The organism is Shewanella chilikensis, assembly GCF_037953065.1.
GTDB classification, from domain to species: domain Bacteria; phylum Pseudomonadota; class Gammaproteobacteria; order Enterobacterales; family Shewanellaceae; genus Shewanella; species Shewanella chilikensis.
This window is the reverse complement of sequence record NZ_CP149966.1, coordinates 2707599-2731098: the sequence shown is the minus strand read 5'-3', so window position 1 is coordinate 2731098 and position 23500 is coordinate 2707599. Positions and strand designations below refer to the sequence as shown.

Annotated in this window: 20 protein-coding genes; 13 read left to right on the top strand and 7 right to left on the bottom strand. The window is 53.2% G+C overall.

All coding sequences use genetic code 11. The features are described 5' to 3' along the window. Positions 1–260: 260 nt before the first annotated feature. From WKR14_RS12460 to WKR14_RS12450, 3 genes are read right to left on the bottom strand one after another with little or no spacing between them, the layout of a single operon-like run. A complete protein-coding gene (locus tag WKR14_RS12460; RefSeq protein ID WP_101056418.1) occupies positions 261–1268 on the bottom strand; it encodes an ArsA family ATPase in 1008 nt (335 codons plus the stop codon). A 26-nt stretch (positions 1269–1294) separates the two neighbouring features. Beyond that, positions 1295–1567: a cory-CC-star protein gene (locus WKR14_RS12455; protein WP_025009799.1), complete on the bottom strand. Its 273-nt coding sequence runs from the start codon at positions 1565–1567 to the stop codon at positions 1295–1297. Continuing rightward, complete coding sequence (locus WKR14_RS12450) at positions 1567–3246, bottom strand: carbon starvation protein A (RefSeq protein WP_335917699.1); 1680 nt, start codon at positions 3244–3246, stop codon at positions 1567–1569. The genes WKR14_RS12455 and WKR14_RS12450 overlap by 1 nt, the downstream gene beginning before the upstream one ends. A gap of 404 nt (positions 3247–3650) precedes the next feature. Here WKR14_RS12450 and WKR14_RS12445 point away from each other — a divergent pair, with 404 nt between their 5' ends. The 6 genes from WKR14_RS12445 to WKR14_RS12420 all read left to right on the top strand — a co-directional run bounded on the left by WKR14_RS12445 (position 3651) and on the right by WKR14_RS12420 (position 11205). Next, entirely contained in the window at positions 3651–4625 is a 975-nt protein-coding gene (locus tag WKR14_RS12445; RefSeq protein WP_101056420.1) for a nucleoside hydrolase, read from the top strand. 691 nt (positions 4626–5316) lie between these two features. After that, entirely contained in the window at positions 5317–5913 is a 597-nt protein-coding gene (betI, locus tag WKR14_RS12440; protein WP_101056421.1) for a transcriptional regulator BetI, read from the top strand. Further along, positions 5913–7373, top strand: coding sequence for a betaine-aldehyde dehydrogenase (gene betB / locus WKR14_RS12435; RefSeq protein ID WP_224867336.1), 1461 nt, complete (start codon positions 5913–5915; stop codon positions 7371–7373). The genes betI and betB overlap by 1 nt, the downstream gene beginning before the upstream one ends. Positions 7374–7382: 9 nt before the next feature. After that, positions 7383–9068, top strand: coding sequence for a choline dehydrogenase (gene betA, locus WKR14_RS12430; protein ID WP_101056423.1), 1686 nt, complete (start codon positions 7383–7385; stop codon positions 9066–9068). 161 nt (positions 9069–9229) lie between these two features. Continuing rightward, complete coding sequence (locus tag WKR14_RS12425; RefSeq protein ID WP_101056424.1) at positions 9230–10447, top strand: choline transporter; 1218 nt, start codon at positions 9230–9232, stop codon at positions 10445–10447. Positions 10448–10500: 53 nt separating this feature from the next. Further along, on the top strand, positions 10501–11205 hold the full coding sequence (locus WKR14_RS12420) for a TorF family putative porin (RefSeq protein WP_101056432.1): 705 nt from the start codon (positions 10501–10503) through the stop codon (positions 11203–11205). Between the two features lie 55 nt (positions 11206–11260). Here WKR14_RS12420 and WKR14_RS12415 read toward each other — a convergent pair whose 3' ends face one another. The 3 genes from WKR14_RS12415 to WKR14_RS12405 form a co-directional block, all read right to left on the bottom strand. Further along, complete coding sequence (locus WKR14_RS12415) at positions 11261–11830, bottom strand: DUF1415 domain-containing protein (protein ID WP_115390582.1); 570 nt, start codon at positions 11828–11830, stop codon at positions 11261–11263. Between the two features lie 138 nt (positions 11831–11968). After that, positions 11969–12787 (bottom strand): DUF2797 domain-containing protein, encoded by an 819-nt coding sequence (locus tag WKR14_RS12410; RefSeq protein ID WP_101096668.1) that lies wholly within the window; start codon positions 12785–12787, stop codon positions 11969–11971. A 130-nt stretch (positions 12788–12917) separates the two neighbouring features. Further along, complete coding sequence (locus WKR14_RS12405) at positions 12918–13421, bottom strand: glycine cleavage system protein R (protein WP_025009810.1); 504 nt, start codon at positions 13419–13421, stop codon at positions 12918–12920. Positions 13422–13595: 174 nt separating this feature from the next. On the opposite strand from WKR14_RS12405, the gene WKR14_RS12400 reads away from it, so the two are divergent. The 4 genes from WKR14_RS12400 to phoU all read left to right on the top strand — a co-directional run bounded on the left by WKR14_RS12400 (position 13596) and on the right by phoU (position 19158). Continuing rightward, complete coding sequence (locus WKR14_RS12400) at positions 13596–15854, top strand: ABC transporter permease subunit (protein WP_224867332.1); 2259 nt, start codon at positions 13596–13598, stop codon at positions 15852–15854. Positions 15855–15916: 62 nt separating this feature from the next. Further along, the gene (pstA, locus tag WKR14_RS12395) at positions 15917–17572 is read left to right on the top strand and encodes a phosphate ABC transporter permease PstA (RefSeq protein ID WP_101059108.1); all 1656 of its coding nucleotides are present in this window, start codon (positions 15917–15919) and stop codon (positions 17570–17572) included. 32 nt (positions 17573–17604) lie between these two features. Beyond that, on the top strand, positions 17605–18423 hold the full coding sequence (pstB, locus tag WKR14_RS12390) for a phosphate ABC transporter ATP-binding protein PstB (RefSeq protein WP_101056426.1): 819 nt from the start codon (positions 17605–17607) through the stop codon (positions 18421–18423). Positions 18424–18453: 30 nt separating this feature from the next. Further along, positions 18454–19158, top strand: a complete 705-nt coding sequence (phoU, locus tag WKR14_RS12385; protein ID WP_101056427.1) for a phosphate signaling complex protein PhoU — start codon at positions 18454–18456, stop codon at positions 19156–19158. A gap of 265 nt (positions 19159–19423) precedes the next feature. Here phoU and WKR14_RS12380 read toward each other — a convergent pair whose 3' ends face one another. After that, complete coding sequence (locus tag WKR14_RS12380; RefSeq protein WP_101056428.1) at positions 19424–19807, bottom strand: VOC family protein; 384 nt, start codon at positions 19805–19807, stop codon at positions 19424–19426. A 189-nt stretch (positions 19808–19996) separates the two neighbouring features. On the opposite strand from WKR14_RS12380, the gene WKR14_RS12375 reads away from it, so the two are divergent. The 3 genes from WKR14_RS12375 to WKR14_RS12365 all read left to right on the top strand — a co-directional run bounded on the left by WKR14_RS12375 (position 19997) and on the right by WKR14_RS12365 (position 23311). Then, entirely contained in the window at positions 19997–20590 is a 594-nt protein-coding gene (locus WKR14_RS12375) for a DUF502 domain-containing protein (protein WP_101056429.1), read from the top strand. 351 nt (positions 20591–20941) lie between these two features. Further along, positions 20942–22927 (top strand): BCCT family transporter, encoded by a 1986-nt coding sequence (locus tag WKR14_RS12370; RefSeq protein WP_101056430.1) that lies wholly within the window; start codon positions 20942–20944, stop codon positions 22925–22927. A gap of 24 nt (positions 22928–22951) precedes the next feature. Continuing rightward, positions 22952–23311: a YajD family HNH nuclease gene (locus tag WKR14_RS12365; protein WP_025009816.1), complete on the top strand. Its 360-nt coding sequence runs from the start codon at positions 22952–22954 to the stop codon at positions 23309–23311. Positions 23312–23500: the final 189 nt, after the last annotated feature.

Genomic DNA, 23500 nt, shown 5'->3' with positions numbered 1-23500 from the left:
TAAATCACCGGGGCGTTTTTTTAAATTTTTCGCAGCTTGGAGTGAGCCGAAAATGAGATCGGCACAGAGTAGACATGGGCAACATAGGGAACCGTTGGTTCGCGGCAGAACTTGATACGTACAGATAATGTCATATTGAAGGTAAGCACTCTGATACCAACACGGACATTATGGAGTTGCATCGGAAATTATCGTTATTTCCGGCGGCAATATAGCCAGGGTGTAGGCTAAGTTTTATCGGGAAAAACAAACAGGCAGCTTTACAGCCCGGCCTTGGCCAGTTCGGTCGCCATCTGTTCAAGGCCGCTCAGACCCTGGATATCGGTTTCCTTGAGGGGCAGTCGAAAGCGGGGCAGCCTGCTAAAGTTTGCGTCTATCTCTTCGAGGTGCACGGCTTCCTGCTGGCGGCGTTTGGCAAGAAAACTGCCGTCGGCCTCGGGTGGCAGCAACCGATTGATTACCAAACCGGCAAGCGGTAACTGCTCTGCCTGCAAACTGGCCACAGCGCGGCGGGTTTCCAGAATAGGCAGCTTTTCTGCGGTCAGGACAAACAGCAGCCCTGTTTGCTGCGGATCTTTAATCAGCTCACGGGTGCGCTGCAGCAGCCGTTGTCGCGCCAGCAAGGTTTCGGCTATGGCCTTGTTGCGCGGCTCCATTCCGGCGGTAGCGTGCTCGGCCGGATCGTCGAAGGGGTTATCGACATCACGGCCCCGCCTGGGTGTCAGGTGCGACAGCATGGCGCCGAGCTTTTCTGATTTCTGATTCGCGCTCAGCATACCTTGGGTCCAGGCGGCCATCGCCTCAGGCAGGCTGAGCAGCCTAAGGGTATGGCCGGTGGGCGCGGTATCGAAAATAATCAGATCGTATTCACCGAGGCCGCTTTCCAGGGTCTTGGCAATTCGCTCCAGCAAGGCCGCTTCCTGGGCACCGGGAGACTGACGGGTGAGGCGCATCTGCCGCTCAATTTCAGCGAACATCTCCGGGCGGGTAAAACTCTTCAACTGTTGGCTGACACGGTCGAGATGTTGGCGCACTTCCTCATCCGGGTCGATTTCCAGCGCATCCAGATTGGGTGCCAGCCGGGTGTAGTGATCGCCTATCTGTTTGGCAAAGGCATCGCTCAGGCTGTGGGCTGGGTCTGTGGATACCAGCAGGACTTTCTTGCCGCGTCCGGCCGCCAATAGGGCCAGTGAGGAGGAGACAGTGGTCTTGCCGACACCGCCTTTGCCACCCACCCACAGAATACGTTTGTCTGTCAGCTGCGCCATAGCCCGTCCTTAATTAACATCTTGTTTCAACAGCATCTGAACTGATCCAGCGGCGAGTGGGGCATACCCATACGCAGGTGCCAGTCATGGAACTTTTCCAGCATCAAGGGCTGTAGCTCCAGAGTGTAGTAACTGGCCGGGTTGGGTACCCCCATCATTTCGGAGAAGATCAGTAGCATAAAAAGATCGTCCTGCTCCCTGCGGGCGCGGGCGACTGCCGAGCGGAAGGGGGCGTTATACGCCTCTTCCGCCAGGTGGCTAAGGTCTTTGACCAATGCCTTGATCTTCGCCAGTTTCATCAGTCGTTCTCCGCCGCAGTTTTACGCGCCTTGAGCGAACGGCTCAGCGTGGCACTGCACTCCAGTGAAATCACTATGGCGGCGATGAGTACCACCAAGTCCAGAGTAAACAGGAACCAATCCTGCTTGTCGTAGAAGCCTTTGAGTTGAATAAGCAGGCCCATGGTGGTCATCACCAGCAGGAAGATAAGCGGAGCCAGGGTATACCACATGGGGCGACCCAGTTTCACCAGCATCACTGTGATCACCAACAATGTCAGGCCAGCCAGTAACTGGTTAGTGGTGCCAAACAGCGGCCAGATCAGCATGCCACCCGAGCCGTCACCGCCGGCGCCGAAGGCCAGCAGCAAGCAGGTGCCCACGGCCAGCAGAGTGGCGACGGCGCCATTTTGCATCCAGTTGAGGTTATAGATGCTGCCCCATTCCTGGAAGATGTAACGCTGCAGCCGCAAGCCTGTGTCCATGGTGGTACCGGCAAACAGCACCACCATTACCGTCAGCAGGGTTTGTGCCATGGTTTCATCCATGCCTATCCCGGATTCGAGGATATTGGCGCCGCCCTTGATAAAGGCGCTGACGCCCCCTTGACCAAAGGCGTGATAGATGGCCTGCCAGTCGGCCAGGGTCGCAAAACCCGCTGTGGCGGCTATGATGGCCGCCAGTGCCAGAGAGCCTTCGCCTATGGCGCCAAAGTAGCCGACAAAACGTACATCCGGCTCTTTATCCAGTTGTTTCGAGGTGGTTCCGCTGGAAACCAGGCCGTGGAAGCCGGAAATCGCGCCGCAGGCAATGGTGACGAACAGCAGCGGTACCAAGGATGGAGTGCCTTCGGGCACATCGGTATTAAAGGCCGGCGCCACTATATCAGGCGCGCCCAGAAGCACGGCGCCGTAGAGCAAGCCTAAGCCGATAAACAGCTGAATACCATTGATATAGTCCCGCGGTTGCAGCAACATCCAGACCGGCAGCAGCGAGGCGATGGCGGCATAGACAAACAGCAGGATGATCCAGCTTTGGTTATCCGACAGCGGCCCCAGGGTTTCCGGCAATGCCAGCGGCATGGATGGGCCGATATAAATCAGCGCGTACAGTGCCGCCACGCCTATAATGGATACCATCAAGAGGTTGATAAGACGACGGTAGATGAGCTGGCCTATGATGAGTGCTACCACAATGGCGCCCCAAACCGGCAGGGTGGCGCTGGGGAAGTTGATCAACTGCTTGGCAATGACAACGGCAAACACGGCGTTAACCATGAGCAGCACCAAAAATATCACTACCATAAAGATGCTGCGGGCCCGTTCACCAATAACATCCCCCGTGACCGCACCTATGGATTTGGCCTTGTTGCGGTTACTGGCCCAGATGGCGCCTGCATCGTGCACCCCGGCAAAGAAGATGGTGCCGAACACTACCCAGAGAAAGGCCGGCACCCAGCCCCAGATAACCGCAATAGCCGGGCCGATAATAGGTGCAGCTCCGGCCACTGAGGTAAAGTGGTGGCCCCAGAGTACATATTTATTGGTGGGCACATAGTCGATACCATCCTGCATTTCGTGCGCGGGAGTCACGAAGTTGGGATCGACTTTGAAGATTTTTTCGCAGATGAATTTTGAATAGACAAAATAGCCGGCCGTCATCGCGCCCAGGCCCATTAACATCAACAGCACAGCATTCATGGGACACCTCTTGTTGTTGTTTTGATGTGTTGATGTTAATGGAAGGTGGTTGTGGCTGATATCAGACTAAAGTCCTATTCGGTCGCAGCTATCAAGAACAGCATTTTTACTGTAGGCGGTTGTCAACAAAGCAATAATTGGCCGTAATATCGCCGTATTTCTTGTGTCTTTTTTGCGTGTTTCACCGCTTATAAGGACTTTCAAGCTTATCCGGATGAAAGCCAAATAGGGTAGTGATTATCTTAAGTGAACAAGTGAACAGATATTGTTCTTTTGCTACCGTTTTCGCTATTTAGCGTGGCATTATGGAGCTCATAGCGCGCGATTTGGCGCTAGAATGGCTCGGTGCTACCGGTTGGTTGTGGCACAGATAATATCAATAACATCGCAAAGGAAGCTGGATTGTGACGAAGAAAATTATCCTGGATACAGATCCCGGTATTGATGATGCTATGGCAATTTTGTTTGCCGAAGGTCATGCAGCTGTGGATCTTATCGGTATCACCACAATATTTGGCAACGCCACCATTGAAAACAGCACTTGTAATGCACTGTATCTGAAACAGAAATATGGCATGAAGGCAGACGTGTCCATGGGGGCGGATAAGCCGCTGTTGCGCCCTCCCGTCGGCCCTACCACCACAGTTCATGGTGAAACCGGTTTTGGTGAGCTGCAAGTCAACGCCGCCGATGTCAAGCTGAGCGCCGACCCCCGTCCGGCTTGGCAATATATTGTCGAGCAGCTCAAAGCGCAACCGGGGGAGATCACTTTGGTGGCTGTCGGGCCTCTAACTAATCTGGCGCTGGCGCTGCAGCATGAACCCGGGATCACCAAATTGGTAAAGGAAGTGGTGGTTATGGGCGGAGCCTTCGGGGTCAACGGTCATCAGGGCAATGTCAGCCCGTTTGCCGAAGCCAATATCCATGACGATCCTGAGGCGGCCGATATCGTATTTACCGCCGACTGGCCCGTGGTGATTATCGGTCTGGATGTGACCCATGAGAGTTTCTTTACGCCCGAGTATCTGGATAAGCTACGCGATGAAGCCGGTGAGCCGGGACGCTTTATTCATCAGATAAGCCGTTTCTATCTTGACTTTTACCAGCGTAGTCTGGGTATTTCCGGCTGCCACGTGCATGACCCCTCGGCCATTGCCTACGTGATAGACCCCAGCCTATTTACCCTGAGAAAGGGACCTGTACGGGTGGTCTGTTCCGGGCCGGCTATAGGACACACAATGCAGAAAACCTATGAGCGGCGCCATCCCCATGATGACTGGAGCGATATGCCGGCGCAAAGTGTTGGGGTAGGGGTACGCGATGAGGCGCTGCTTGAGCTGTATCGCAACACCCTGATAGATTTCGGTCGTCAGTCATAGGTTTTGCTGCGGCAGTTATTTTTCTGCTCAGTCGACTTCATCTGTTGCAAGAGCCCGGTATTTGGCCGGGCTCTCTAACCCCTTGCAGGGGCTCTCTAACCCCTTGCAGGGGCTCTCTAACCCCTTGCAGGGGCTCTTGTCTTGCGGTTTATCCGCCTTTTCATTTTATTTATCTGTTACCTGTTTCAACATGGTTAAGCGTTAGTCGGTTTCCAGGTTCAGTATTTCTCTTTTTTTAGTCATAACTCCTCATACTAATCACTTTTTCTCATTGTCACCTTATTCTCTGCTTCCCTCGGTAGTCCTCCCCTTATCCACAGTCTCAATCTCAGAGTCCGGCTTCCAAGCAAGCAGGTTCGGTCCGGAGTGACAGGCGTATTTATCTGCGCTATCTGGTTAAATAGTTAGGCATAAGGTTTTAGCTCTAATGATATCTGTTGTAACTATTTTGGGCGGTGAGCGCTTAGATGGTTCTGCGGTGATTTTTCGGTTAACACTTCAGAAATAGCGAAGTTTTGTCGGTGAATAGAAACTTTTTCAGATAAATTTCAAGCAACGTAAGCGTTTGTTGCTGTGAGGTAAATCACTCTTTTGTGACTTGTGTGATCTAAAAATTCGGTTTTGGTCAGGTTGATAATTACAGTTCAAATCATTAGGCTTGTTTTTAATTGAACGGTCAATTAACAAAAATATGCCTAAGATTGGAATGAAACCTGTGCGCCGCCAGCAGCTGATAGATGCCACTATGGCTTCGGTGGCCGCCAATGGTTTGCACAATACCACCATCAACAGTATCAGCCGCTTGGCTGGGTTGTCGTCGGGGATCATCAGCCATTATTTCGGTGGCAAGCAGGAGCTGATTGAAGCGACATTGCGGCATTTGCTTGAGCAACTGAAGCTGGCTTTGCTGACCCAAACGGCAGAGCGGCAGCTTTCCCCCAAGGCACGGCTGCACGCCATAGTGGCGGCCAACTTCACCGAGTTTCAACGTTCGGGGGCGGCTACCCGTACCTGGCTTAATTTCTGGGCTCAGTCCATGCACGAGCCCGGGCTTGCCAGGTTACAGCAGGTCAACAGTGCCAGATTGAAGAGCAACCTGGCCTTCTCTTTCAAACAGTTATTGCCCAGGGACCAGGCGCTCAAGAGTGCCGAGCAGGTGGCTGCCATGATTGACGGTTTTTGGCTGCGCAGTGCTCTCAGTCCTGAGCCTGAGTTGTCGTTCGCTGCCGCAGAATCCTGGTGTATCGATTTCATTGACCAAAGTCTGGCTTATCACGGAGTACATTGATGACACAGCCTGTTTATCAGAATTTTATTGACGGTCATTATATGGCCAACGCCTCGGGTGAATCCTTTGAGGTGATTAACCCTGGCACCGGCCAGGTGCAATACCACGTTGAAGTGGCCGATGAGGCCATCAAACAGGCGGCCATTGCCAGTGCCAAACGCGGATTTGCCGCATGGTCAGCCATGAGCGCCATGGCGCGTAGCCGGGTGCTGTTGAAGGCTGTGGCCCTGCTGCGCCAACGCAACGATGATCTGGCCAAAATTGAAGTGCTGGATACGGGGAAACCCTGGCAAGAGGCGTCTGTGGTGGACGTGGTCACAGGGGCCGATGCCATAGAATACTTCGCCGGTATCGTGGTGGGCCTGGAAGGCTGTCAGCAAAGTGTTGGTGATGATTTCTTCTATACCCGCCGTGAACCTCTGGGGATTTGCGCCGGTATCGGCGCCTGGAATTATCCTTTGCAGATAGCCTGTTGGAAGTCGGCGCCGGCGTTGGCCGCCGGTAACGCGATGATCTTCAAGCCGTCTGAGGAGACCCCGCTCGGCGCTCTGAAGCTGGCGGAAATCTTTATCGAAGCGGGTGTGCCCGCCGGGGTGTTTAATGTGGTGCAGGGCGCGGCCGAAGTAGGTCAATGGCTGACTCACAGCGAGGATATCGCCAAGGTGTCATTTACCGGCGAAGTGGGCACAGGCAAGAAGGTGATGGCGGCAGCGGCCTCCAGTCTCAAGGATGTCACCATGGAACTGGGGGGCAAGTCCCCGCTGATCATCTTTGAAGACGCCGAGCTGGAAGATGCCGTCAGCGCCGCCATGCTGGGCAACTTTTATACCCAAGGGGAGGTTTGTACCAATGGTACCCGGGTCTATGTCGCCCGCAGTCTTTACCCGGCCTTTATCGAACGTTTGCAGCAAAGGATGGCTAATATCAAGGCCGGCGACCCCATGGCGCCGGACACCAATTTCGGCGCCCTGATATCCAGCGCGCACAGAGACAAGGTGCTCGAGTATATCGCCCTTGGACAGGCCGAGGGGGCGAGGCTTCTTTGCGGTGGCAAGCCTTTAACGCCGGACTCGGCCCCCGAAGGTTTCTTTGTTGAGCCGACCGTATTTGTCGACTGTGATGACAAGATGCGTATTTGCCGGGAAGAGATCTTCGGCCCCGTGATGTCTGTACTGATTTTCGACGATGAAGAGGAAGTGATCCGCCGCGCCAACGATACGGCCCTTGGTCTGGCTGCTGCGGTATTTAGTCGTGATATTCGCCGCGCCCACAGGGTGATTCATAGGCTTCAGGCCGGGATCTGCTGGATCAATGCCTATGGCGCCTCACCCTCGGAGATGCCCGTCGGTGGCTACAAGCTTTCGGGAGTCGGCCGGGAGAACGGCAGTGAAACCCTCAAGGCTTATACCCAGACCAAATCGGTTTATGTCGGCATGCAGCCCCTGGAAAGTCCATTTTAAGGAGCCGTTATGAACCAGAATTTTGATTACATCATTGTCGGTGCCGGTAGCGCAGGGTGCGTGCTGGCCAACCGCCTGAGCGAAGATAAAAACAAACGGGTCTTGTTGCTGGAAACCGGCGGCAGCGATCGCAGCATCTTTATTCAGATGCCGACGGCGTTGTCCATTCCCATGAATACCCAAAAGTATGCCTGGCAGTTCGAAACCGAGCCTGAACCGGGTCTGGACAACCGGCGCATGCATTGTCCTAGGGGCAAGGTGCTCGGCGGTTCGTCATCCATCAACGGCATGGTCTACGTTCGCGGTCACGCCCATGACTTTGATGAGTGGCAGGCCAGTGGCGCCGAGGGCTGGAGTTACGCCGATTGCTTGCCCTATTTCAAAAAGGCCGAGACCTGGGCCTTTGGCGGTGACAAGTATCGAGGCGATAGTGGGCCCTTGGGGGTCAATAACGGCAACCGCATGGCTAACCCCCTGTATAAGGCCTTTGTTGATGCCGGTGTGCAAGCCGGGTACCTGGCCACAGCTGATTACAACGGTGCCCAGCAGGAAGGCTTTGGCGCCATGCATATGACGGTGAAAAATGGTGTGCGCTGGTCTACGGCCAATGCCTATCTGCGTCCGGCTATGACACGGGATAATTTGAAAGTGGTGACCGGCGCCTTGGTGCACAAGGTATTGCTGCAGGACAAGGTGGCAACCGGGGTGCGCTATGAATGCGGCGGCAAGTTGCAGCAGGCCATGGTTGGCATGGGCGGTGAAGTGATCCTTTCAGCAGGTCCTGTGGGCTCCCCCCATCTGCTGCAGCTTTCCGGTATAGGTGCGCCCGAAGTCCTTAAAGAAGCCGGTATTGAGCTGGAGCATGCCTTGCCCGGGGTGGGGGAGAATCTTCAGGATCATCTGGAGTTCTATTTTCAGTTCCGTTGCACCCAGCCAGTTTCCCTCAACCGCAAACTGGATTGGTGGAACAAGTTCCTGATCGGCAGCCGTTGGTTCTTTACCAAGACAGGACTCGGTGCCACCAACCATTTTGAATCCTGCGGTTTTATCCGCTCCAAGGCGGGCCTGGCCGCTCCGGATCTCCAGTATCACTTCCTGCCCGCCGCCATGCGTTATGACGGCCGGGAAGCCTTTGATGGCGATGGTTTTCAGGTGCATATCGGCCACAATAAGCCCAAGAGCCGGGGATGGGTCAGGGTACAGAGCAGCGATCCGCACCGGCATCCGCAGATACGTTTTAACTATTTGCAACACCAGGATGATATCGAAGGCTTTCGCGCCTGTGTGCGCCTGACCCGGGAAATTATTCATCAGCCGGCGTTCGATGGTTATCGCGGAGAAGAGATCCAGCCTGGTGCCGAAGTGGAAACCGATGAGCAGATAGATGCCTTTGTTCGTCGCTCGGTAGAGAGTGCTTATCATCCATCCTGTTCCTGCAAGATGGGTACAGATCCCATGGCCGTGGTAGACCCGCAAAACCGGGTGCATGGCATTGAAGGACTGAGAGTCGTGGACTCTTCCGTATTCCCCACCATTCCCAATGGCAACCTCAATGCACCTACCATAATGTTGGCAGAGAAGGCCGCCGATATTATCCGCGGCCGTGAAGCGTTACCGGCCTCTGATGCCACAGTTGTTCTGGCTGACAAGTGGCGAGCACAGCAGCGCTGCCACGCACCCGAGCGGCCTAGCTGATCTTAAAATCCAAGGGGCCAGTCTGCAGTCGGCCCCTTACCCCCTGTCAATGCTGAAATCGGCGCAGCCAAGCCGAGGGCTTTTTGCTGGCCGAAATTCGCCATTAGTCAGGGGCTGGAATTGGAAAAATATAATTTAAATCAAAATTAAAGGGAAAAATTATGGAGCTTTGGCTTTCAGCAGGGATCTTATTTACCTTTGCTATGATAGGGGTGATCCTGTATCGGTGGGGCAACATCCCCTGCGTAGGTGTCACCCCGGTGCGAATCAACACCTTTATCGCTATTTTGTTTACCTCAGGCCTGGATGTTGGCTTGATCATGTTCCCACTGACTGAATTCGGCACTTACACAGATACCAACAGCAGCCCCGAATACGCCTTTTCCAATCCATTGGCAATAGAGTTTGGATTTTGGGCCTTTCTCATCTGGGGTTTTTACTTTGTCACCTGTTTCTATTTTTGCGTCATTGAGCCCAGAGTGAAGTTCTTTGAACTCAAGCCGGTAAAATTCATCAACAACATGGTGATTATCGGCACCTGTGCCTTCACCGCTTATCTGCTGCTCAGCAACTTGCCCTGGTATCTGCCGGAGATGGGCGATGGAGAGTCCATCATAGGCGCCTTCTATCTGATAGTGTTTGCCGTTATAGCCATCGCGGTTTATTCCAGTACCAGCATTAAATACGTCAAGGTGCTGAGCCTGGCCAGTACCTGGCTGTTTGTGGCGCTGATAGCCCTGATGTGGAGCGGTGCATTTTTAGGAGAGAACGGCACTGTCGGCGACTTTATTACCACCTTTTCGTTATTGGGTGATTACTTTGTCGATATCAAACATTTTGTATTGCCCCTCAATGACTATCACGCCTTTTACCTGTTCTGGTGGTTTGCCTGGAGCATAATGATAGGCCAGTTTACCTCGCGTTTTGTCGGTGGGATCAAGACCTGGCAACTGCTGTTGGCCATGATGGTTTTCCCCTCCATTCCGGTCGCTATTTGGTTCAGTGTCCTCTATTTCTATGACACCCGGGCTATCTCAACATCCGGCTTTTATAACTTGGCCATGGTCATGGTGGGCATTACCTTTGTGATTAATTCTTTGGACTCATTGATCCGTCTCTACACAGATAATCTGGGACTGACGGTTGCCAGGCTGGGTAAACGCAACTATCTGCTTGGTAATATCGCCGTGATGGTGCTGCTGACTTTGCTGTTCCAACTGGATTTTCTGGAGATCCAATGGGTAGGGGCTCTGGCCATCGGGCTTATCTTAACCTGCGCCGGTTACATGCTGTTGACCAAGCTGAAAACCTTGAGCCGGATCCAAGGCTCTCCCAAAGAAAACACCATAGATTTTAATAAAATAAAGCTAGCCGACTGATGCAAACTTCAATCTATAAAACTAAAAGAGGAACACAGATGGGTTTAAACACCATGGCAAACTGTCTCAAGTGCAGCGGTTTAGCTGCGCTGCTGACACTGACATTTGCAGCCCAAGCCGAATGGTCATCGACCGTGACCCTGGTATCGGATTACAGTTTCAACGGGGTCAGTCAGACAGATGAAGGCCCGGCGTTACAGGCCAGCTTGGATTACAGTAGTGAAAATGGTTGGTATCTTGGCAGTTTTGCTTCCAATGTCGATTTCGGTGGCGCTGATGATACCTGGTTGGAACTTGACGGTTACGCAGGTTATTTCTACCGGTTCAATGAAAACCTGAGCCTGGATGCTGGGCTAGCTTATTACAGCTATCACGGCGAATCCTTTTCCGATGACTACAACTATCCAGAAGCTTATGCCAAGTGGGGTTATCAGTCGCCATTCGGTCAGTCGGAGCTGAATCTCTGGTACAGCTGGGATTACTTTGGTACCTGTGCCGGCCACAGCATAGTGATGCTGGCCCACAGTTTTGAATTGGCGCCTGGTCACCGGCTGAGGTTGAGTTTTGACCGTTCCACATCGGATGATACAGACAAGTGGCAGTGGCAGGGAAGCAGAGGCTATCAACATTATCGCATCGCCTATCAGACTCAATATCACGGCATAGATATTGAGCTGGCAGGTGAAGATACCAGCCTGGACTCGGATAACGCCGATGCCAGGTTGGTGTTTAGCCTGTCGCATAGGTTTATTTTCTAACTACAAGCCTCGATTGCAACAATATTCTTCTATCTCTCAATCACTTTTTGCTTTTTTATAATTTTCGGCTCAGGCAGTTTTGCAGCAGTTTGGCGAAGAATTCGCTGCCCTTGCGGCGGGCAAAGGCGATGTTGCGCTCGGGAATCGACTCAGGATCATCATATTCGGCCAGGGCCTGTTCCATACTGGCTTCACGTATGATGTGCAGAGTTGGATAGGGCGCTCTGTTGGTATAGTTGGCGGCATCATCCTGGGCCTCCCCTTCGAAACAATAGTCGGGGTGAAAGCTGGCCAACTGGTAAACCCCTTCATAACCTTCTTCGAATAACAGCTGCTCGGCAAAGGCCAACAGATCCAGATAGAGGTGAAAACCTTCAAAGCCCCTCGGCAGAATGAACAGGCTGGTTTCCGCTTGTGGGTGCTCATCCAGATATTGGCACTCGTCCAGCAACGCCTGCAAGGCAGTATCCATGCGGCTTTCTTCGCAAACTGTGTAACGAATCGAGTCGCGCTCGACTTCCCGCCTGGCGAAGGGGCAGATGTTGTACTTCATGATCACCTCCTTGACCCAAGCCTGGGTCTGGGCGGCGATAGTCTGGGATCCCATCATGGAGTCTGTGGCCATATTCTGCTCTGTATCTGTGTAAGGGCGTTATTGGCGGCCATCATAGGCAGCCTCTGGGGTACTGGCAAGCACCAAAGGTACTGAGCAATCAAACGGCGCCCATTCCAGCGGCGCCGTTTGTTTGCTCAAATTAAAAAATCAGTAGCTGACTTCCACTTCATAAGAGGTAAATTTGCGGATATTGATTACTCCGGTATCGAAAAGCAGGTACTGCCCCTTGATGCCCATCAGAGTGCCGCTGACAACGGCTTCTTTATCAAAGTTATGGGACTTGATCTTCTTGGGAAACTCACTGACCGGGTAGTGAATTTGCGTCTCTGTCTCGGTCAATCTCTCTATCTTGTAATCACCGCGGCTCATTGCCAGCTCGTGCAAGCGGGTTTCGATACTCGGCAATAGCGTTTCGGCCTTGGCCTTGAGATCTATCTCGTTGTTGTTGCCCTTGAGCATCGCCTGCCAGTTGGTCTTGTCGGCAATCAGTTTGGCCAGTTCGACTTCGATAAGGCCGGAAAGCTGCCTGCTGCTGACCTTGAATATCGGCAGCCCCTGGGTGGCTCCCTGATCCAGCCAGCGGGTGGGCAACTGGGTGTGGCGGGTAATGCCGACCTTTATTCCCGAGGTATTGGACAGGTAAACATAGTGGGGCACCATGCAATGGGTGTCACCCCATTCGGGTTCGCGGCAGGTTCCCTGATCATAGTGGCAGGTTTCCGGTTTCATCACGCAGAGATCGCAGCTGGCGAGTTTCTGCATACAGACATAACAGTGGCCCTGGGAGTAACTCTTCTTGGTCTTCTTACCGCAGTTGCAGCAGAAGATGTTACCCGTGTGACTCAGGGTTAAACTCTTGCCTATCAAAGGGTTCAACGCCAGGCGCTGTTCAGCCACTCTGAGGGTGTATTGTGCCAGATGGTTCTCGTCCAGGGCGACGGCCATCTTATCCAGTGTTCCAAGCATAACGACAAAACTCTGTTCTTGTGATTTTCGCCAGTGTATCAGTTTTCCTAACAGGAATTATCGATTGCACATCGGTTGCTGCTTTTGCAGGCACTCAAGAGTCAGAGGTCGGGTAGCTGCGGTATCGGGCTCAGGTCAGATTCAGCTTATCCAGTACCAGATCATCACCTATGCTGTAGAGGGATTCGGTCAGGCGCTCCTCCTGCATAGGGTCGGTCAATCCCAGGCTGATGGTGGCCCGAAACAGGGCGATGCCGGTATGGCCCGCGGTTTCAAACTTGCTGCTGAATTGCTCGATATTGATGCCCAGGGCATTGATCCTGTTGGAAATGTCCAGCACCAGCCCGGGCCTGTCGTAGGCCACCAGGTTGAAACTCAGGCGTTTGATATATTTCTGCTGCTGGCCGGCCCTGGCACTGGTGAGCGCCATACCATCTATGCACTCCAGGGCATCGAGCAGGTCATCCCAGTGTTCGCTGGGAACCTCAAGCAGCAAAATAGCGGCAAAAATCCCGTCTATATGACGTAATTCCGAGTCGAGCCAATTGCCGCCGTGGCGGCTGACCGCATGGGCAATCTGCTCAACCAATCCTTTTCTGTCAGGGACTTGCAGTGTGATAAGGTAACGAAGCATGGTAGACAGACTCCTGAATAATGTTAAAAAAAGCTATGTAACACTATTGTCATTTTTGCGTCATATAATCCCAGCCACTCGATAAGGGATGGTCTTACCCGGGTTGGCCGAAACGCAATAACGTACGGTTAATTCGGTAAAAAGCCTAACAGCTATTAATAATAGAGGTTCTTAATGGAAAGTCAGGTCATTCAACCTGCTTCTGCGTCGAAAGATTTGTTGGTGAGCAAAGGCTCCGGCCGCAGAGCCTTCAAGGATAAGGCCGCGCAGATAGGGGTAACAGTGGGCGGAACCATGGTGTTCGTCGCTCTTTTGTTGATCTTTTTCTATCTGCTTTACGTGATTAAGCCGGTGTTTGATAGCGCCAGTGTTAAACCTGTTACTGAGGTGAGCCTGCCGGCCAGTTCAGACAAGACGCTGATGGTGGGCAGTGACGAGCAAAATGAACTGCTCTATCGGGTCGGTGACCAAGGCGTGGTGGATTTCTTCAGGGTCAAAGGCAATCAACAGCACCAGCAGGTGAAACTGCCAGTGCCAGATTCGAGCAAAGTGGTCAGCAGCGCTGTCAGCGCGCCGAGCCAACAGTTGTTTGCCCTCGGGCTGGATAACGGTCAACTCTTGTTGGCCGGGGTCGAGTTTGGTGTTAGCTATCCCAATAACCAGCGCCTAATCACTCCCAAGGTTAAGTATCCACTGGGGGAGTCGGCACTGACGGTTGCCGAGGATGGCTCGCCACTCAAGAACCTCGCCTTCGGCTATAGCTCGGAGAGCATGAGCTTTGCCTACCAAGACAGCCAGAATCGCTGGCAACTGACCAAGATGGTCGGCGAAGAGAACATGATGACCGAGGAAGTGGAGTGGAACACACAAACCATGCCACTGCCGGATGCGCCTTCCCGTACTGAACATCAACTCATGACCCCGGATCAGCGCCAACTGCTGCTGCAGTCCGGCAACAAGATTTTTGTCTACAAGATTCAGTATGCGGATGAAATATCGCTGCAACAGGTGATAGATGTTGAGAAAGCCAAGGCCAAGGTCACCAGTTTGAGCCTGCTGGCGGGCGCCAGTTCACTGCTGGTAGGCTACGACAGCGGTGTGGTGGCCCAGTATTTTCAGGTGGCCAGCGACCGCGGCCGTGTCTATCAGGAGATCCGCGAGTTTAGCGGTTTGGGTAAGGTGGACACCATAGCCTCTGAGTTCTACCGCAAGAGCTTTGCCACTGTGAGCCCAGAGGGTGAACTGTCTTTGCTTTACACCACGAGTGAGCGCGAGCTGTTCGACAAGAAGTTCGACTTCAAGGCGCCGGGTGTTATGGGTTTCAGTCCCCGCTCCAATGCCTTGATCATTGAGGATGGCAGCAAGCTGCATCTGTACGCGGTTGACAACGACCACCCGGAAGTTTCCTGGAGCGCCCTGTGGAACAAGGTATGGTATGAAGGTTACCCTGAGCCGCAGTTTGTCTGGCAGTCGACTTCCGGCTCGGATGATTTTGAAGCCAAGCTCAGCCTGATGCCGCTGGCATTCGGTACGCTCAAGGCGGCGTTCTATGCCATGCTGTTTGCCGTTCCTCTGGCGATTGCCGGCGCCATCTATACCGCCTATTTCATGTCGCCCAAGGTGCGCAGCATAGTCAAACCCACCATTGAAATCATGGAAGCCCTGCCGACAGTGATCCTCGGTTTCCTGGCCGGTCTCTGGCTGGCGCCGCTGATTGAAGAGCATCTGCCCGGCATTCTGGCCTTGCTGCTGTTGTTGCCGATAAGCATAGTGACCAGTGCCTATGCCTGGTCCAAGCTGCCGGGTCGCATTAAGGCGATACTGCCTGAAACCTATCAGGAACTGATGCTGATCCCGGTTATCTGTTTTGTCGGTTGGTTCTCTTTTGCCATCAGCCCGGCAATCGAAGTGGCCTTCTTCCACGGCGACACCCGCCAGTTCATCACCAATGAATTGGGGATCACCTTCGATCAGCGTAATGCGCTGGTGGTGGGGATTGCCATGGGCTTTGCCGTCATTCCAACCATATTCTCCATTGCTGAAGACGCCATCTTCTCTGTGCCGCGTCATCTGTCGAACGGCAGCCTGGCTTTGGGAGCGACCCCCTGGCAGACCCTGACCCGGGTAGTGCTGCTGACCGCAAGCCCGGGGATATTCTCGGCAGTCATGATGGGCCTTGGCCGCGCCGTGGGTGAAACCATGATTGTACTCATGGCCACGGGGAACACCGCCATCATGGAGTGGAGCGTGTTTGAAGGGATGCGGACCCTGGCGGCCAATATCGCGGTGGAAATGCCGGAGTCGGCCATCGGCAGCTCCCATTACCGGGTATTGTTCCTCGCAGCCTTTGTGCTCTTTATCTTTACCTTCCTGTTCAACACTGTGGCCGAAGTGGTGCGTCAGCGTCTGCGTGACCGCTACAGCTCACTGTAACGGGAGATAAATTATGAATAGAACACTAGATGTTTCGCCAATCACCTTAAGGGGTTTGTGCAATGGGTAAGTGGTTTAAATCAGGCTCTCCCTGGATCTGGATGACAGGGGGCGCCGTTAGCCTGAGTTTGATTGCGGTGTTGGGGCTATTGTTACTCATCGCCTGGCGTGGCCTGAGCTATTTCTGGCCCGCGGATATCTATCAGTGGGAGATGCAGGATGACAAAGGCCAGCGCTACACCCTGATAGGTGAGCTGTACGACAGAGAAGAAGTGCCGACCGAGCGGTTGAAATCCGCCGGTTACCACTTCAACTCAGAGCCGGGTGAGTTTGTGACCCGCTATCTGGTCAAGACGGGTAACCGTGAGTTTGTCGGCCTGGATTTCCGCTGGATTCTGGAGACAGATATTTTGTCGCGCTCCACCCCGGAAGGCTTGGCCATGATAGAGCGTACCAAGAACGGTAACTTCTACGGCTATCCTGTGGCCGTGATTGAGAAGGGCCAGCGGCTGGAGCTAGGCGGCGATGTGCAGCACTCACTCGAGGAGCATATCGAGCGCGCAGTGGACCTGGCCGATCAGGCGATGACACTGCAGAAGCAGGACATAGGCGCGGTTAACTATGAGCTCGAACGTCTGCGCCTTAAAGAGCGTGGCTATGAGCTTGACGATGCCCTGACGCCTGAGCGCAAGGCCGAGCTTGAGTCCAAGCGTCAACAACTGGATCAGCATTATCAAGGGTTGGAAAAGCAGCTGTTTTCTCTGCGTGAGCAAGCCGGGCGCGACTCTGTGATAGTACGCGACATGCGCGGCGAAGAAGTGACCCTCAGCCTGGATTCGGTGCTGGATGTCAGCTATGTCAACCGCATGGGCTTTATCGACAAGGTTGGCCATTGGTTTGTTGGTCTGGGACGCTTTATCAGTGACGATCCCCGCGAAGCCAACACAGAGGGCGGGGTGTTTCCGGCGATTTTCGGCACAGTATTCATGGTGTTGTTGATGGCCGTGATAGTGACACCATTCGGTGTGGTGGCCGCCATCTATCTGCACGAATACGCCAAGAAAGGGCCGATCACCAAGATGATACGTATCGCGGTGATCAACCTCGCCGGTGTGCCTTCGATTGTGTACGGGGTGTTTGGTCTGGGCTTCTTTGTCTATATGTTGGGGGGCTCGCTGGATCAGCTGTTCTATCCAGAGGCGTTGCCGTCGCCCACCTTTGGCTCTCCCGGGGTTATCTGGTCGGCACTGACTTTGGCGATTCTGACCCTGCCTGTGGTGATAGTTTCCACCGAAGAAGGCTTGTCACGTATTCCAAGCTCAGTGCGTCAGGGCAGCCTGGCACTGGGGGCCACCAAGGCCGAAACCCTGTGGCGGATTATTATCCCCATGGCCAGCCCGGCGATTATGACAGGGCTTATTCTGGCTGTTGCCCGCGCCGCCGGCGAAGTGGCACCCTTGATGCTGGTGGGGGTGGTCAAGTTGGCGCCTACCTTGCCTGTGGATATGAATTTCCCCTTCGTGCATCTTGAGCGTAAGTTTATGCACCTCGGGTTCCATATTTATGATGTCGGTTTCCAGAGCCCCAACGTAGAAGCGGCCAGGCCTTTGGTCTATGCCACCTCGTTCCTGCTGGTATCTGTGATCGTGGCACTCAACCTGACGGCTATCAGCGTGCGCAATCATCTGCGTGAAAAGTACCGCTCGCTTGAACACTAATTGACGATTATCCTGAAGTGATAGGACAGAATATGATTTCGATAGACTCATCGGTAATGAATACTGAGACGCTGGATCTGGCGAACCTGCCTGCCGAAGAGACGGCGCTGGAGATCCGTAACCTGGATCTGCGCTATGGTGACAAGCAGGCGCTGTTTGATGTTTCCATGAAAATCCCCAAGAAGAAGGTCACCGCCTTCATCGGCCCCAGTGGTTGCGGTAAGTCCACCTTGCTGCGCTGCATCAACCGGATGAATGATTTGGTGGATAACTGTTATATCGACGGGGAGATCTTGCTCCATGGCCAAAACATCTACGACAAGAAAGTGGATGTCGCGGCGCTGAGACGCAATGTGGGCATGGTGTTCCAGCGCCCCAATCCTTTCCCCAAGTCCATTTATGAAAATGTGGTCTATGGTCTGCGCCTGCAGGGCGTGAACAATCGCCGTGAGCTGGATGAAGCCTGTGAACGTTCACTGCGCGGCGCCGCCATCTGGGATGAGGTGAAAGACAGACTGCATGACAACGCCTTCGGACTATCCGGTGGTCAGCAGCAGCGTCTGGTAATTGCCCGGGCGATTGCCATCGAGCCGGAAGTCTTGCTGCTTGATGAGCCGACTTCGGCACTGGATCCTATCTCTACCTTGACCATCGAAGAGCTGATCTCTGAGCTCAAGTCCAAGTACACTGTGGTGATAGTGACCCACAACATGCAACAGGCTGCCAGGGTGTCGGACCAAACCGCCTTTATGTATATGGGCGAGCTGATCGAGTACTCGGATACCAACACTATTTTTACTACGCCAAAACAGAGTAAGACCGAAGATTATATTACCGGCCGCTACGGTTGATAAACGCTGCGTCCGAGCAAGGGGAAGCAAATGGAAAACAAGAACCTGAATAAACATATCTCAGGCCAGTTCAGCGCCGAACTGGAAGATATCCGCAACCGGGTACTGGCCATGGGCGGTATGGTAGAGCGCCAGCTGGAACAGGCGCTGGATGCTCTGGGCAGCCTGGATGCTGAATTGGCACAGAAAGTGATAGAAGGCGATCACAAGGTCAACGGCATGGAGGTGATGATAGATGAAGAATGCACCCGCATCATTGCCAAGCGGCAGCCGGCGGCCAGTGACTTGCGTCTGGTGATAGCCATCTCCAAGTCTATTGCCGATCTCGAACGCATCGGCGATGCCTGTGTGCGTATCGCCAAGGCGGCACAGGAGAAGCGCAGCAATAATCAGCAGCCGCTGCTGGTCAGTATTGAGTCCATGGGGCGTCATGCCACCCGCATGTTGAATTCTACCCTGGATGCGTTGGCGCGGATGGACGCCGACTCGGCGCTGGAGCTGCACAAGGAAGACGCCAAGCTGGACAAGGAATATGAAGGCATTATTCGCCAGTTGATGACTTACATGATGGAAGATCCACGCTCTATTCCCGGTGTGCTGGATGTGCTCTGGGCTGCCCGCGCGGTTGAGCGGGTAGGGGACCGCTGCAAGAATATCTGTGAGTACGTGATTTACTACGTAAAAGGCAAAGACGTACGCCATGTCTCCTACGAGGAGATGGAAAAAGAGCTGTAAGCTCTTATCCGCGAGCCTTAGAGAAAGCCGCTTGCATTCAAGCGGCTTTTTTGTCGCTGTTTGGGTCGGTGCAGCTCGGTTAGCTGCACCGACCGGTCAACGGAGCTCTTGGTCAACGGAATACTTGGTCAACAGAGACTTAGTCAACTGGGGACTTGGTCAATAGAGCACTTAGTCAACAGAGCACTTAGTTAACAGAGCACTTAGTCAACAGAGCACTTAGTCAACAGAGCACTTAGTCAAAGCAGTCTCGTCAAAGCCCAGCCTAGTCAACACGATATTCTGCCAGCTCGATCAGGTTGCCGTCAGGATCGCGAATATAGACTGAGTCTATCGGGCCTGTGGCGCCGGTACGGGCGACGGGGCCCTCTTCGATGTCGATACCCACGGCACTGAGATGTGCCATAGTATCCTTGAGTGAACCACAGGTGATAAAACACAAGTCCGCCGAACCGCTTTGGGCTTTGGCGGCATTGGGGTAGTATTCGCGGCCAAGCTGGTGCAGGTTGATTTTCTGATCGCCAAATTGCAGCGCCGTTCTGTTATCGGCAAAGGTTTGGCGTTTCATGCCCAATTTTTGGTAGAAGGCGACACTCTGCTCTATGTTGCGGACGGTCAACACCAGGTGGTCCAGTCGGGTTACGCGCATGCTGTTATTCTCCTTATCGCGCCCGAGAGACCCTGCGGCCTTTCGGGGTAATGCACAACATTTTGCTATCGATTTGCGTCTCTGTCAGGATACAGAGTTGAGCGCCTGTTGGGGAAGGGGCTACCGAGAAACCTTCCTTTGAGCCTCTGTCCTGCGCCCTATACAGTCTTAAATATCAAGAGGAATTCAATGAAACAAACCCTGATCCGCGGCTTGCTTAATCTGCTGCCCATGGCGCTTAGTCTCTGGCTGTTCTGGTCCCTGTTTGAATCTCTCGACAGTCTGGGCAAGTTACTCTTCTCTCTGCTGGGCATGGACACTGTGTTCATCGGAGCCGGTTTTATTCTGGTCACAGCCTTGGTATTTATTGCCGGGTTACTGTTTTCTGTTAGCCCCATCGTCTGGCTCTGGAGCTGGATTGAGCGGCAGTTGATGCGCTTTCCCCTGTTCAAGTCCGTCTATGGCAGCATTCGTGATATCGCTTCTTTGATGAACCGTGATGGCAGCAAGCCCAAGTCGCAGCAGACGGTATTGGTGCGCCAGGCAAACGGTGGTTTCGTGGTCGGCTTTATTATGACAGACAAGCCGCCTCAGCCGCTGCTCGATGCCTTGCCCGATGGGGACTGGGTGCCTGTGTTGTTTCAACTCTCTTACCAGATGGCCGGAGTCACCAGCCTGGTCAAGCGAGAGGATTTGATTATGGTGGATTGGTCATTCGAGGAGGCGATGCGCTTTAATCTGACTGCGGGCATTTCGCAAACACCCAAGGTCGTCAAGGACTAAGGTGGTGATTTTTTGAGCGGGAGTTGCCATGAACTCCCCATTTTATTCATTTTTGTGTATAATCGGCGCCGATTGTTGCCAAAAGTAGCAGTTTGTGTCTGAGTCGATTGCCATTCACTATGCCACGGTAATCTTGTCTGTCCTGCCAACACTTTGATCCCGGCGGGCCCTATCTCTTCCATTTAAATCAAGCCGAGAGCTTGTCCGCGGAAGGGTGTCACATATTGCACATAAACACTCTATAAGCTTTTGGTGTGGCTTTGGATAAGCGTTGTCCCTGGCTGAGTTCCGCTATAATTTAGGAACTTGCTCGCAGGCGGCGCTAATTATCCGTAAAAAGGAGCGCAAAATTTGATTAAGTCGAGTATTAATCCTCCGGTGTTTTTTTCGTCACTGATCTGTATCGCTATTCTGGTGTTTGTCGGCGCCGTCTGGCCGAATGAAGCGCAGGAGCTATTTAAGTCAGCTCAATCTTGGCTGGAGCTGAAGGCGGGTTGGCTCTACATCATGGGGGTGGCTATTTTTTTGGTATTCATCATCTTTGTGATGGTGAGTCGCTTCGGTGATATCAAGCTTGGGCCGGATCATGCCGAGCCGGATTACAGCTACAAGAGCTGGATTGCCATGCTGTTCTCTGCCGGTATGGGCATAGGCTTGATGTTCTTCGGGGTCGGTGAGCCTGTGATGCATTATCTGGCGCCACCGGATGCGGATCCCCATACAGTTGAAGCCGCCAAAGAGGCGATGAAGATCACCTTCTTTCACTGGGGCATTCACGCTTGGGCCATCTATGCGGTAGTGGCCTTGAGTCTGGCCTATTTCAGCTATCGGCATAAGTTGCCACTGCTGCCACGAAGCGCACTTTACCCTTTGATTGGCGAACGTATTTATGGCCCTATAGGCCATTGTGTCGACACCTTTGCCGTGCTTGGCACTATGTTTGGTGTCGCTACCTCCTTGGGTTTCGGGGTATTGCAGGTCAACTCAGGGCTCAATTATCTGTTGGGTGATATATTCCCTATCAATACCGGGGTGCAGGTAGCACTGATCATAGGTATCACGTTGATCGCCACAGGCTCTGTGTTTTCCGGCCTGGATAAGGGCGTAAAGCGCTTAAGTGAGCTTAACCTCGGGTTGGCTTTTGTGCTGATGATGATAGTGCTGCTGTTCGGGCCTACGGTCGCACTGCTGCAGTCTTTCGTGCAAAACACAGGCAGTTATTTGAGTGAACTGGTGAGCAAGACCTTTAATCTCTATGCCTATGAGCAGAAGAATGACTGGCTCGGTGGTTGGACTCTGCTTTACTGGGGCTGGTGGATCTCCTGGTCACCTTTTGTCGGTACCTTTATCGCCCGGGTCTCACGTGGCCGTACCATTCGTGAGTTTCTGGTGGGGATTTTATTTGTTCCCAGTGGTTTCACCTTCCTGTGGATGACTGTTTTCGGTAACTCGGCGATTGATGCCATCATGAATCATGGCGCCGAATATCTGGCAACGGCGGTTTCCACCGATGTGTCGGTCGCCCTGTTTACTTTCTTTGAGCATTTGCCGCTCTCTAATCTGCTGTCCATTATCGCCGTGTGTCTGGTGGTGACTTTCTTTGTGACTTCGTCGGACTCAGGCTCTTTGGTGATTGATAACCTGACTTCAGGCGGCGATGCCGGTGCACCTGTATGGCAGCGGATTTTCTGGGCCCTGATGCAAGGTGTGGTTGCTTCTGTACTGCTGCTCGCCGGTGGCTTACAGGCGTTGCAAACGGCAGCGATTGCCAGTGCCATGCCGTTCTTGTTGGTGATGCTGCTTATTTGCTTTGGCCTGTTCAAGGCGTTGCAGGATGACTGGCTCAAAATCAACAGCGTGCAGCTGCATACCACCAGCGTGCAGTACGCCAGAACCAGCGTGTCCTGGGAAGACAGGATAGATGTGCTGGTGTCGCATCCCTCCTATGAGCAGGCACGCCACTTTGTCGACAACGTGGCAACGCCAGCGCTGTCCAAGGTTTCTCAGGGCTTCTTGTCCCGCGGTATCAATGCCGATCTCCAGTACGATGAAGACAGGGTGAGACTGGTTATTGAAAACGAAGAGGTGCAGACCTTTGTCTATGGTTTGCGGATCCGCGCCTTTACTCTGCCTGTGACCCATCAAACTCAGGAAGAGGGTGATGATGAATCACAAAATAACTACTTCCGGGTTGAAGTCTTCCTCGAACACGGCGGACAGTATTATGATGTGATGGGTTATACGGAAGAGCAGATCCAGGCAGATGTGGTGACTCAATATGAGAAACACCTGCACTATCTGCATCTGTCCAGCGCAGAATATGTAGAGGGCCCTTAAGGGCCCGTTCACCGGAAAAGAAAGATGGCAGAACAGAGTAAATTGGATCGGGTGCTGGCACAGGCCCGTGAGTATCAGGCGAGTCGTGAAAAGGGCTATCGGGAGCAGGCGCTCAAGCTTTATCCCTGGGTCTGTGGCCGCTGTGCCAGGGAGTTTACTCACAAGAATTTGCGTGAGTTGACAGTCCATCACAGAGATCACAATCACGACAACAACCCTTCAGATGGTTCCAACTGGGAGCTGTTGTGTCTCTACTGCCATGACAACGAGCACTCCAGGTTTGAAGAACTGGTGCAGTACGGCGATACCAGTGAAGCCAAACAGGCGCCGGCGACCTTTAATCCTTTTGCTGATCTCAAGGCGAGAATGGCGGCCAAAGACTGACCGCCATTCTTGTCAAAGCTTAAGCTATTCGATGTAAAAACCGTCCATCAAAGGGCGGTTTTTTTATATCAAAGGCGCCGATAAAAGCGATTCTAATCTTGGCTGATCGATGATTTTGATACTGATAAGAATTCGCATTAACTAATGGCAAGCCTTATGACAGCTGGGTTTGCTCCGCTTTACTCTTTA

Bases quoted from the DNA above. Each gene is read 5' to 3' on its own strand.
- WKR14_RS12410 (WP_101096668.1), bottom strand. From the start codon at position 12,787: ATGCTTGGAACACTGGATAAGATGGCCGTCGCCCTGGACGAGAACCAT.
- betB (WP_224867336.1), top strand. From the start codon at position 5,913: ATGACACAGCCTGTTTATCAGAATTTTATTGACGGTCATTATATGGCC.
- WKR14_RS12415 (WP_115390582.1), bottom strand. From the start codon at position 11,830: ATGGCCACAGACTCCATGATGGGATCCCAGACTATCGCCGCCCAGACC.
- WKR14_RS12375 (WP_101056429.1), top strand. From the start codon at position 19,997: ATGAAACAAACCCTGATCCGCGGCTTGCTTAATCTGCTGCCCATGGCG.
- WKR14_RS12405 (WP_025009810.1), bottom strand. From the start codon at position 13,421: ATGCTTCGTTACCTTATCACACTGCAAGTCCCTGACAGAAAAGGATTG.
- WKR14_RS12460 (WP_101056418.1), bottom strand. From the start codon at position 1,268: ATGGCGCAGCTGACAGACAAACGTATTCTGTGGGTGGGTGGCAAAGGC.
- pstA (WP_101059108.1), top strand. From the start codon at position 15,917: ATGGGTAAGTGGTTTAAATCAGGCTCTCCCTGGATCTGGATGACAGGG.
- WKR14_RS12455 (WP_025009799.1), bottom strand. From the start codon at position 1,567: ATGAAACTGGCGAAGATCAAGGCATTGGTCAAAGACCTTAGCCACCTG.
- WKR14_RS12420 (WP_101056432.1), top strand. From the start codon at position 10,501: ATGGCAAACTGTCTCAAGTGCAGCGGTTTAGCTGCGCTGCTGACACTG.
- betA (WP_101056423.1), top strand. From the start codon at position 7,383: ATGAACCAGAATTTTGATTACATCATTGTCGGTGCCGGTAGCGCAGGG.
- WKR14_RS12380 (WP_101056428.1), bottom strand. From the start codon at position 19,807: ATGCGCGTAACCCGACTGGACCACCTGGTGTTGACCGTCCGCAACATA.
- pstB (WP_101056426.1), top strand. From the start codon at position 17,605: ATGATTTCGATAGACTCATCGGTAATGAATACTGAGACGCTGGATCTG.
- WKR14_RS12425 (WP_101056424.1), top strand. From the start codon at position 9,230: ATGGAGCTTTGGCTTTCAGCAGGGATCTTATTTACCTTTGCTATGATA.
- WKR14_RS12450 (WP_335917699.1), bottom strand. From the start codon at position 3,246: ATGAATGCTGTGCTGTTGATGTTAATGGGCCTGGGCGCGATGACGGCC.
- phoU (WP_101056427.1), top strand. From the start codon at position 18,454: ATGGAAAACAAGAACCTGAATAAACATATCTCAGGCCAGTTCAGCGCC.
- WKR14_RS12400 (WP_224867332.1), top strand. From the start codon at position 13,596: ATGGAAAGTCAGGTCATTCAACCTGCTTCTGCGTCGAAAGATTTGTTG.
- betI (WP_101056421.1), top strand. From the start codon at position 5,317: ATGCCTAAGATTGGAATGAAACCTGTGCGCCGCCAGCAGCTGATAGAT.
- WKR14_RS12365 (WP_025009816.1), top strand. From the start codon at position 22,952: ATGGCAGAACAGAGTAAATTGGATCGGGTGCTGGCACAGGCCCGTGAG.